Below are 9,949 nucleotides of genomic sequence, written 5' to 3' on the forward strand. Positions count from 1 at the left end.
TCCTCCCTAGCCAAAAGAGCAGTGAAGCGCCTCTAACCCTGCGCCTGCGCCTCTTCATGAGCTTGGCGCAGCCGTTCGCGGCTGTTGGTCAGGTGCAAGCGCATGGCCGCACGGGCCGCGTCGGAGTCCTGGCGGGCGATGGCTTCGTAGATTTCCTCGTGCTCACGGCTCAGGCGGTCCATGTAGTGCTGGTGGTCGTCGTGAGCCAGGCGCGCCGAATTCAACCGGGTGCGCGGGATGATGCTGGTGCCCAGGTGGGTCATGATGTCAGTGAAGTAGCGGTTGCCGGTGGACAGGGCGATTTCCAGGTGGAAGGCGAAGTCCGAGGCCACCGCGTCGCTGGCGTGGGCCGCGCTTTCGTTCAGCGCATCCAGGGCAGCGCGCATCGCAGCCAGTTGCTCGTCGCTGCGGCGCTGGGCTGCAAGGCCTGCCGATTCCACTTCCAGGCTGATGCGCAACTCCAGGATCGCCAGCACGTCACGCAAGGTGACCACCGTCGCCGGGTCGATGCGAAAGCCGCTCGGGCTGGGCGTGTCCAGCACGAAGGTGCCGATGCCGTGGCGGGTTTCCACCTGGCCGGCGGCCTGCAAACGGGAAATCGCCTCGCGCACCACGGTGCGGCTGACGCCATGGGCTTCCATGATCGCCGACTCGGTGGGCAATTTATCGCCACGCTTGAGCAGACCGTCGCGAATCTGCTCGGTCAACACCGTCACCAGCTCCTGCGCCAGGCTGCGGCGCTTGCGGGGAAGGCGTGGTACGTCGATCGGTCTTTCCATGTGTCTGTGTCTCGGCAAGCGGCTGAATGCGCATCATGATAGCGCAACGTGGTTGTACGATCACCGTGCTCCCTGGCGGTCTTGGCAAAGTTTGCCGCCATGCACCGTTGTGGCGAGGGGATTTATCCCCGCTGGGCTGCGGAGCAGCCCTCTTGATCTACCAGCAGATCAATATCGTTGACCTTTGATTTTGAAGGGGCGCTTCGCATCCAACGGGGATAAATCCCCTCGCCACAACGGTGTTCGGCAATGACAATCAGGCGACTACAGCTTGCTCCACCAAGTGGCCATTTTCGATACGCACATGTCGCGGATGGAACCGTTTCAAACTGCTGCGATGGCCAACGCTGACAATGCTCAGCCCCGGCAACTGGTCAATCAGCGCCTGGTACAGCGTCGCTTCATCTTCTTCGTCCATCGCCGACGTGGCTTCGTCCATATACAACCATTGTGGTGCGTAGAGCAATGCGCGGGCGAACGCCAGGCGTTGCTGCTCGCCGGGCGAGAGCATGCGCTGCCAATGGTTGGCTTCGTCCAGTCGCGCCACCAGATGCGGCAGGCGACAGGTTTCCAGCACTTGGGCATACCGCTCTGGCGGGTACGTGTCGCCCGGTTGTGGATAACTCAGCGCTTCGCGCAAGGTGCCAATGGGCAGATAGGGTTTTTGCGGCAGGAACAGATAACGCGCCGCGGGCAACCGGATCGCGCCGTGGCCATCCGGCCACAAATGCCCCATTGCCCGGAACAGGGTGGATTTACCGCTGCCCGAACGCCCGCTGAGCATCACCCGCTCGCCCGGCTCAACGGTCATGTTGGTGTGGCTGAGCAGATGGCGGCCATCGGCCAGGTCCAACCCCAGGTTTTGCACTTTCAATGCATGGCCTTGGTTCTGCACATCGATGGCCGGCACGCGTTCTTCGTTGTCGCTCATGGCCTGGCGGAAGCTCAGCAGACGGTCACACGTGGCGCGCCACGCGGCGAGGTCGGTGTACGCGCTGATGAACCAACTGAAATTCTCCTGCACATTGCCGAACGCCGAGTTGATCTGCATAAGCTCGCCCAGCTGGATTTTGCCGGCGAAGTAGCGCGGCGCGGCGACGATGAACGGGAAGATGATCGCGATCTGGCCGTAGCCGGAGGTGAAGAAGGTCAGGCGCTTGGACACCCGCATGATGTCCCAGAAGTTATGCCAGACCAGACCAAAGCGGCCACTGAGACGACGGTTCTCGTTGGGTTCACCGTTGTACAAGGCAATGCTCTCGGCGTTCTCACGCACCCGCACCATGGAAAAACGCAGGTCGGCTTCAAAGCGTTGCTGGTTGTTGTTCAGGCTGATCAAGCGACGACCGATCAGGTGCGTCAGCCAACTGCCCACCGCCGCATACACCAGCGCACACCAGAACATGTAGCCGGGGATGGTGTAGCCAAACACCTGGATGCTGCCCGACACACCCCACAAAATGATCGAGAACGACACCAGGCTGACCACGGTGCGCAGCAGCCCCAGGCCCAGTCCCAAGGTGTTGCTGGTAAAACTGTTGAGGTCTTCGGAGATCCGCTGGTCCGGGTTATCGGTGTAACCGCCCTGCTCCAGCCGGTAGTAATTCTTGTCATTGAGCCAACGGGCGAAGTGTTTCTCCGTGAGCCAGGCCCGCCAGCGAATGGTGAGCATCTGCGTGAGGTACAAGCGATACACCGCGCCCAGGATCGCCACCGCGGCGATGCCGCAGAAATACAGGATCAACCGCCAGAACGCGACGCTGTCCTTCTCCTGCAAGGCGTTATAGAAATCCTTGTACCAACTGTTGATCCATACCGAAATCGCCACGCTGAACAGCGACAGCACGATGACGGCAATCAACAGCGTCCAGGCCTTGCCCTTCTCCTCACTGCGCCAGTACGGCGTGGTCATTTGCCAGACACGGCGGAAAAACTGCCCGCGCACCGCATCATTGACCGCGGAATATTCAGCGTTCTGATTCATGGTTAAGGCTCTGTAAAGAAAAAAAACTCGGGCCGATCATAGAACAACGGCCCGATTTGCCGCGAGGGTGGACAACATCTGTTCAGCGCAGGTTCAGCGACGCACGGGGCGCTTCTGCAATTTGCGCTGCAAGGTGCGCCGGTGCATGCCCAAGGCGCGGGCAGTGGCGGAAATGTTGCCTTCATGCTCGGTCAGCACCCGCTGGATGTGCTCCCATTGCAGGCGGTCCACCGACATGGGGTTTTCCGGCACCAGGGTGTCCAGATCGGCGTGTTCGGACAACAGCGCCGCCAGCACGTCATCGGCGTCGGCCGGTTTGCACAGGTAATTGCAGGCACCCGCGCTTGATCGCCTCCACCGCGGTGGCGATACTCGAGTAACCGGTGAGGATCACCACGCGCATTTCCGGGTCCAGCTCCAGCAGTTTGGGCAACAGCACCAGGCCGGAGTCGCCGTCCATTTTCAAATCCAGCGCGGCGTAGTCCGGCAGGTCGGCCTGGGCGATGCTCAAGCCCTCCTCGGCGGAACCTGCGGTGCTCACGCGAAAACCCCGACGGGACATGGCCCGGGCCATGACGCGGGTGAAGGTGGCGTCGTCGTCCACCAGCACAGATGCGGCAGTTCTTCGCCGTCGACTTGGATCTCGTCACTCATGTTCGTCTCCTCGGTCGGCATGGGGCAGGCGCAGCTCGGTGAGCGTGCCGCCCTCCTCATGGGGGTAGAGTTTCACCGAGCCGCCGGCGCGTGTCACGCTGGCCTTGCTCAAAAACAGGCCCAGGCCGAAACCTTTGCCCTTGGTGGTGTAGAACGGCTTGCCGATTTGCTCGGCAATCGCCAGCGGCACACCCGCGCCGTGGTCGCGGATGCTGATGGTCAGCTCGTAGGCATTCCAGTCCAGCGCCACTTCCAGGCCTTCGGGGCAGGCGTCGGCGGCGTTGTTCAACAAGTTGAGCAACGCCTGGGTCAGGTCCGGCGGCGGCGCCATGCGCGGCACCGGTCCTTGACCCAGACGCTGGAAGCGATAGCTGGCCTCAGGGCGCATCAGGTGCCAGCGATTCAGGGCCTCGTCGAGCCAGTCGGTGACGTCCTGCATGTCGATGGCCAGCCGGCGATTGGCCTCGGCGGCACGCACCAGGTACTGCAGGGTTTCCTTGCAGAGCTGGACCTGATCCTGCAACACACCGAGGTCTTCCTGCAGCGCCGGGTCGTGATGATCCTGGCGCATCTCCTTGAGCAGTACGCTCATGGTGGCCAACGGCGTGCCCAACTCATGGGCGGCACCCGCGGCCTGGGTCGCCACGGCCAGCAATTGCTCGTCCCGCAGGCCCTCTTCACGGCGAATGGCCCGCAGTTCTTCTTGACGACGCAACTCTTCGGCCATGCGCGCAGCAAAAAACGTAATGACCGCCGCCGCCAGGGCGAAACTCAACCACATGCCGTAGATCTGCAGGTTTTCCCGAGCGATAGGGAAAGTTTCCAGCGGATAGAAGCGCGCCAGCAACAAGGTGTACAGCGCCAGGGCGATGCCGGACAGGATCAGCGAATACCGCCACGGCAACGTCACCGCGGCGATGGTCAGCGGCACCAGGTAATAGGACACGAAGGGGTTGGTGGAGCCGCCGGAGAAATACAGCAACGCGCTGTGGATAAACAGATCGCAGGCCAGCTGCACGGCGTATTCCAGCTCAGTCACCGGCCACGAGGTGCGCAGACGGATGGCGGTCAGCGCGCACAGTATCGAAGAGCAGGCCAGGGTGATCGCCAATTGCAGCCAGGGCAGCGGCAGCAGCTCGAACCAATAGGCGAGCCCCACGGAGCCGGCCTGGGCGGCCAGGACCAGAATTCGGATAAACGTCAGACGCCAGAGGTTCTGGCGAGAGGCGGAAGTCATTTGCAAAGGGGCGAGCATGAGCTCTCCTGATGAGCGCTCCAGGCGGATCGCACGGAGTATAACCAAGGCGCGGCTTGCACAGGCAGCTATGCGGCAAAGCGCCACAGCCCCGAAATGACACACTAACCATTGTGGCGAGGGGATTTATCCCCGCTGGGGCGCGAAGCGGCCCCCAAAATAAGGTCGGGCACCACGCTGAGCTAGATCATGACAATTCTGGGACTGCTGCGCAGTCCAGCGGGGATAAATCCCCTCGCCACAAAAAGCCTCTCACCTGCAATCTGTATAGAAGTTGTAACTGTGCGAACCCGCCCATAAAAGCTAGAGTCTTACCGTTCACGCAGGTCCGGATCTCACCCCTGCGCCTCATCCCAAGGAGCTTTCATGCACACGTTCAGTCGTCACGCCGCCCTGCTCGCCCTCAGCCTCGGCACCGTCGCCAGCCTGCCGGCCCTGGCCGCCGATGAGCTTCACTACAACCAGATTTCCCTGCGCGCCGAAGCCAGCCAGGAAGTCGCCCGCGACCTGATGATCGTCACCCTCTACACCGAGGAACAAAACACCGACCCGGCCAAACTCGCCGCGGCCGTCACCACCACGCTGAACAAAGCCATTGGCCAGGCCAAGCAGGTCAAGGACATCACCCTGCGCCAGGGCAGCCGCAACAGCTACCCGGTCTACGACAACAAAGGCCAGAAAATCACCGGCTGGCGCGAACGCGCTGAACTGCGCCTGGAAAGCGCCGACTTCGCGGCCCTGTCCAAACTCACTGGCGAGTTACTCACCGACCTGAAAATGGGCGGCATGGACTTCACCATCTCCACCGCCACCCGCCAGACCAGCGAAGACGCCCTGCTCAAGGACGCCGTCAACGCCTTCAAGGCCCGCGCCCAACTGGCCACCGAAGCCCTGGGCGGCAAGGGTTACAAAATCGTCAACCTGAACCTCAACAGCAACGGCTACCCACAGCCTTACATGCGCCCGCAAATGATGATGAAAGCCGCGTCCATGGATGCTGAATCCGTCACGCCGGAAGTCGAAGCAGGCACCAGCAAAGTGAACATGACGGCGGATGGGGTGGTTGAGGTGTTGATGCAGTAACCCGCCTGATCGTTGCCGATCGTTCCCACGCTCCGCGTGGGAATGCCTCCACGGACGCTCCGCGTTCGGCTTTGGAAAGGGACGCAGAGCGTCCCGGGCTACATTCCCACGCGGAGCATGGGAACGATCAACTTCCGTGGCGAGGGGATCAAGGTGCCGGACTGGCCGGCACTTCAAGCTGATCCAACGCCTTGTCCACCAGCAACTGGCACAACTCCACCAACTGATGAATCCCCAGCGCCACACTTCGCCGCGTGCCCTCCACTTCAAAGGCCAGGTCCTCGGCCATGGCTTTTATCGAGGCCAGGGTTTCGGAGGTGCTGGTCAGCAGCGTGTCAGCGTCGGCTTTGGCGGTGACGGAAAACAGGCTGTCGATGCGGGGGTCGGTGCTTGGCTCTGGTTTTTTTGGATTGAGGTAATGATTGAGTGCCCGCTCGGCGGCGGCTCGGTCTTTGAGTAGGTCTTCGATCGCGTCGAAATCCGCTAATGGATTCGTTCTGTTGAAGTTCGGTTCAGTCTTTCCTTCGTTCATGTGCATGCTCCTGATGAAATTGGAGCCATCACTTGCCGTTATGGTCGTGAGGCTTACGACCTATTAATTTCGGGTTCCCACTCCCGGTCGCTGAATCGCAGCGACAGGAAAAGGTTAGAGAGCCCACTTCCGAGCGGCAACCCTAAAAAACTGTGGGATGTTTCGGTTCGGGGCCGGTGATCCTTCCGACACAAATGAATGACTCGTGCCGCTTCGCTTTCTGACGTCGCAACCCCCGTGGCGAGGGAGCTTGCTCCCGCTGGGCTGCGCAGCAGCCCCTGACCTGACACCTCGGTGCGTCAGGTTGTACAAATAAAGTCTCTTTTCCAATGCGGGCTGAAGTGCATAGCAGGCCCAGAACTTGGGTAGATTTGTGGGGGTTCCTTAGCCCTGCTCCCGCCTACCTAGCCCTGACTACTTTTTACTTTGGAATAATGATTGGAATGATCATCGGTGAAGGCGGCGCGGGCGGGTTAATCATGCCTTCGCTTTTCACCACCGGCACACCCTTGCGTTTAATTGCCTCAAACAGTTCCTTGGTAGCTGCCGAGTCGATATAGCCCCCCTCATCTATAGACGCGCTCAACGCCAATTGACGCCGTTCTTCCGTCATCTGGAGCTGACTGGTCCGAAAAATCGTATGCAGGGCAATATTTTTAAGCGCCGATATATCCACATGAGCGATCTCTACGTATTTCAACGCCTTGGCGTCCCAACCCTGAACGTACAGATCATTGGCGGTCAACGCGTAGGTGCAGAAATAGTAGGTGCCGGTATTCGAACCCGGGGTAGATACGATCAGAGAGCAACGGCCATGTTGCAAAACAGGGCTGTTCAGTCCTGGGTGGTCCTTGACAAGTTGTGCAGGAAACTGTGTTCGGTCGTAGTAGATGGTAGCCTTGTCGTAGGGGGTAGTGTTGCAGGCTGACAGAAGCAATATCATGGACAGTAAGAGAGACGTGCCGAAATAGTGCATTGAATAATCCTTAAAAAACCAAAAAAACAAACTAATGGAGTTCTTCTTGGAGCAGGTTTTTCCACCTAAGAGACCAAGGCCAACTTTTTCATTTTTTTACAAAAGTATCAGGTAGTCAGCTAATTAGTCGCCTCCCTCACCCCATACCGCCCCCATAAAATGCTCCTGACCGTGTCTCTTTACGGCCTACTCACACTTATGCAGTCGCTCGCGAACAACGTCTAGCGCCGGTAGATAGGCAATTGTATTTTCGCTCACCTCCTCAATACAATCAGACCATCTGTAGACCCTGAAGCGGCCATAAAAAACTGACACCAGACGCAGTAACAGCATGTCGTCTACCGACGTACCACCCTCGTCCAACCCAAAGATGATAAGGGTTTCGCGTGCGGCCTCTATAGACAAAGGACAGCCTTCATTCAGCAAGTATTCCTCCAGCGCTTGCCCTTTCAATACTTCAATTCTTATCCAGGGCTCACTTTCCTGCTTGATACTCCATCGACTATCTATTTCCCACTTGTTGACTTTCAAGTCTAGAAAACTGCACTCATTGATAAATTCATGATCTTGGACATAGGAGACAGGCACATCACCCCAAGCTTGACTGATCAAGAATGCTCTGTCAGGCAAGATAGATCCCGCATCCAAAACAACAGCGTATCTATTTCTCATTACATATTTCCTGTCTCTTGTAAACGCTTCAGGCCTTTCTCAGCATTTTTGATCAGTTGATCTCTTGCTGACTGGGGCAGTCGTTTGAATGCTGTATTAATCTGGGGGGCCAATGGTTTAGATAGATCCGGCCTGAAGTCTATGATCGAGTCTTTCCCTCCGCCCGACTGCGGTAAAAACGGGGACGGACCACGTTTTTGCCTCACAGAAACCGTGGTCTGTGCCCGTTACTTCCCGGCAACGGCAAACACCACCTGACGGTTATGGCGCCTTGTACGACATGGAGTGGGTAATCGGTAAAATAATACGTCCCATCCTGGGCATATTTGATTCCTCCTCCGTGGAAGCTTTCAGCGTAGCAAATCCCCTTCTATCGCCAAGCCAAGCCCCCCCAAAAACAGCAGACCTTTATTACTCCCAGGAAGTCGCCAACTCACTTTACAAATCCCATTTAAAAATCGACCAATATTTAACTCTCCATTTCAGTCACCACCATTTCGGATAACTTTCAAACGCCTGTTTAATTCGGTTCGCGGCACCATCAACTAAAACCTCCTCCCCACCAGCGCCTATCGCATTACCAGCAACATCCCTCTTGACGCATGACCAGACCAATTTTTTATTTTCAACATCAACCAACAACGAAAAGTCATTATTCATATCTTCAATCCGCGCTACCCTCCCCCGTTTAAGCATATCAACAAACGCATCAAATACAGCACACTCCACCCAGCAACCCATGCTGACCGAGAAAGAAAACTCAAACTTATCGACAACAATTTCTACAAAAAACTTTATCGAATGAATGTGCTCATCAAACTCAACTAAATTTATAGCAACCCGAATCGGGCTATCTATTTGAATATCCATTCAGTAAGCCCCTGTATACCTGGCATGTATTATTGCTGGAAATTCGCCTTCGGCCCTAGGTGGTTTGAACTCTAACTGCCAACCATCCACGCTAACCCTCTCACCATACGGCACTTTGCTTTTGGTAGCCGTATTCACCGCAGATTGGAAGCTCTCCAGCTGAACCTGGCTAGTCAACCGTACTGCTTCTGGGGTATGAGTGACAGCCTTCGAAGCCGCATATTCGGCCATGTGTTCGGTTGCGTTCCCATGCACCCATACTGTCTGACCGTTAGGTGAAGAAACGGGGACAGACCACGTTACCGCCCAAAAACGTGGTCTGTCCCCGTATCCCCCCCTGCATCATCTTCGCCCATATCGGGCGCATACAGCCCAAGCCTCAACTCACCTGCTTCAAATCCCGATGAATTAAAGTCCAGGGCTTGCCCCTGCTCCATCAGGAACTGCTGAACTTCGAGTACAGGAGCACCGACCAAGTGCTGTCCACGCCAACGGAGATCACTCCATTTCAAAAACTCCATGCCAATGACGGTGTACTGCTCATCAAAATAAACGTGAACCCCTAGATCATCGTAGGCGTCAGTTGGAACTGTAGACTCTGGAGCTTTGTAAAATTCCTCGAACTCGTCTCCCAATACCGCTCTCGATTGGTCACGGTGCACGCCGGTGTGCATTGATCCAACATCACCAAAACCCACCAACTCGAAACTCATTCTGCTCGCCCTCCGCCTACGGCAACTTCACTATAACGACCTCATCAGAACCTTTGGGCAGTTCCAGAAGGTACTTCCATTTTTCTAAGATCTTGCGCCACTCTTGCAAGGTAAACCTGCTTTCAGGCTGACCGGTCCATTCTTCGTTGACCAAAATATCAACCTGTACACCTGAGGCGTCCATGTTTAATAGGACATCATTTCCCCCTATACTTGTCGGCTCCTGCGAACCCTCTTCAACCGAAGCGAGATAGGCCAGTAACTGGTCACAACGTTTCGGGGTTTGGGCGATAGCACCAAGGACACTACAGATATAAAGCTCATAGCGCTCCATATTTTCCTGTCCTGGAATAACTTCGGCTACCGGATGAAATACATCTCCAGCTACCGGATGGAATCCCATTGCCGCATGATAAAACTTCAATTCCACG

10 protein-coding genes and 1 pseudogene are annotated in these 9,949 nt (G+C 57.0%); 1 reads left to right on the forward strand and 10 read right to left on the reverse strand.

The features are described 5' to 3' along the window. Positions 1 to 32: 32 nt before the first annotated feature. The 4 genes and pseudogenes from PSH91_RS22630 to PSH91_RS22645 all read right to left on the reverse strand — a co-directional run bounded on the left by PSH91_RS22630 (position 33) and on the right by PSH91_RS22645 (position 4,672). A complete protein-coding gene (locus PSH91_RS22630; RefSeq protein ID WP_047229015.1) occupies positions 33 to 779 on the reverse strand; it encodes a FadR/GntR family transcriptional regulator in 747 nt (248 codons plus the stop codon). 256 nt (positions 780 to 1,035) lie between these two features. After that, entirely contained in the window at positions 1,036 to 2,763 is a 1,728-nt protein-coding gene (locus PSH91_RS22635) for an ABC transporter ATP-binding protein/permease (protein ID WP_305466800.1), read from the reverse strand. A gap of 93 nt (positions 2,764 to 2,856) precedes the next feature. Beyond that, positions 2,857 to 3,417: pseudogene (locus PSH91_RS22640) on the reverse strand (response regulator transcription factor). After that, positions 3,410 to 4,672: an ATP-binding protein gene (locus PSH91_RS22645; RefSeq protein WP_047229018.1), complete on the reverse strand. Its 1,263-nt coding sequence runs from the start codon at positions 4,670 to 4,672 to the stop codon at positions 3,410 to 3,412. Before PSH91_RS22645 ends, PSH91_RS22640 begins: the two are co-directional and overlap by 8 nt. Before the next feature lie 366 nt (positions 4,673 to 5,038). Between PSH91_RS22645 and PSH91_RS22650 the strand changes: the two genes are divergently transcribed. Next, positions 5,039 to 5,755 (forward strand): SIMPL domain-containing protein, encoded by a 717-nt coding sequence (locus PSH91_RS22650; RefSeq protein WP_107321875.1) that lies wholly within the window; start codon positions 5,039 to 5,041, stop codon positions 5,753 to 5,755. 148 nt (positions 5,756 to 5,903) lie between these two features. Here PSH91_RS22650 and PSH91_RS22655 read toward each other — a convergent pair whose 3' ends face one another. From PSH91_RS22655 to PSH91_RS22680, 6 genes are all read right to left on the reverse strand, one after another. After that, on the reverse strand, positions 5,904 to 6,287 hold the full coding sequence (locus PSH91_RS22655; RefSeq protein ID WP_076383554.1) for a DUF6124 family protein: 384 nt from the start codon (positions 6,285 to 6,287) through the stop codon (positions 5,904 to 5,906). A gap of 421 nt (positions 6,288 to 6,708) precedes the next feature. Then, a complete protein-coding gene (locus PSH91_RS22660) occupies positions 6,709 to 7,263 on the reverse strand; it encodes a hypothetical protein (protein WP_076383553.1) in 555 nt (184 codons plus the stop codon). A gap of 186 nt (positions 7,264 to 7,449) precedes the next feature. Then, positions 7,450 to 7,935: a hypothetical protein gene (locus PSH91_RS22665; protein ID WP_076383552.1), complete on the reverse strand. Its 486-nt coding sequence runs from the start codon at positions 7,933 to 7,935 to the stop codon at positions 7,450 to 7,452. 486 nt (positions 7,936 to 8,421) lie between these two features. Further along, a complete protein-coding gene (locus tag PSH91_RS22670; RefSeq protein WP_076383551.1) occupies positions 8,422 to 8,805 on the reverse strand; it encodes a hypothetical protein in 384 nt (127 codons plus the stop codon). 299 nt (positions 8,806 to 9,104) lie between these two features. Beyond that, positions 9,105 to 9,518, reverse strand: a complete 414-nt coding sequence (locus PSH91_RS22675) for a hypothetical protein (protein ID WP_076383550.1) — start codon at positions 9,516 to 9,518, stop codon at positions 9,105 to 9,107. 16 nt (positions 9,519 to 9,534) lie between these two features. Beyond that, complete coding sequence (locus PSH91_RS22680; protein ID WP_076383549.1) at positions 9,535 to 9,948, reverse strand: hypothetical protein; 414 nt, start codon at positions 9,946 to 9,948, stop codon at positions 9,535 to 9,537. Position 9,949 lies beyond the last annotated feature (1 nt).

Source organism: Pseudomonas sp. FP1154 (assembly GCF_030687245.1).
GTDB classification, from domain to species: Bacteria; Pseudomonadota; Gammaproteobacteria; order Pseudomonadales; family Pseudomonadaceae; genus Aquipseudomonas; species Aquipseudomonas rhizophila.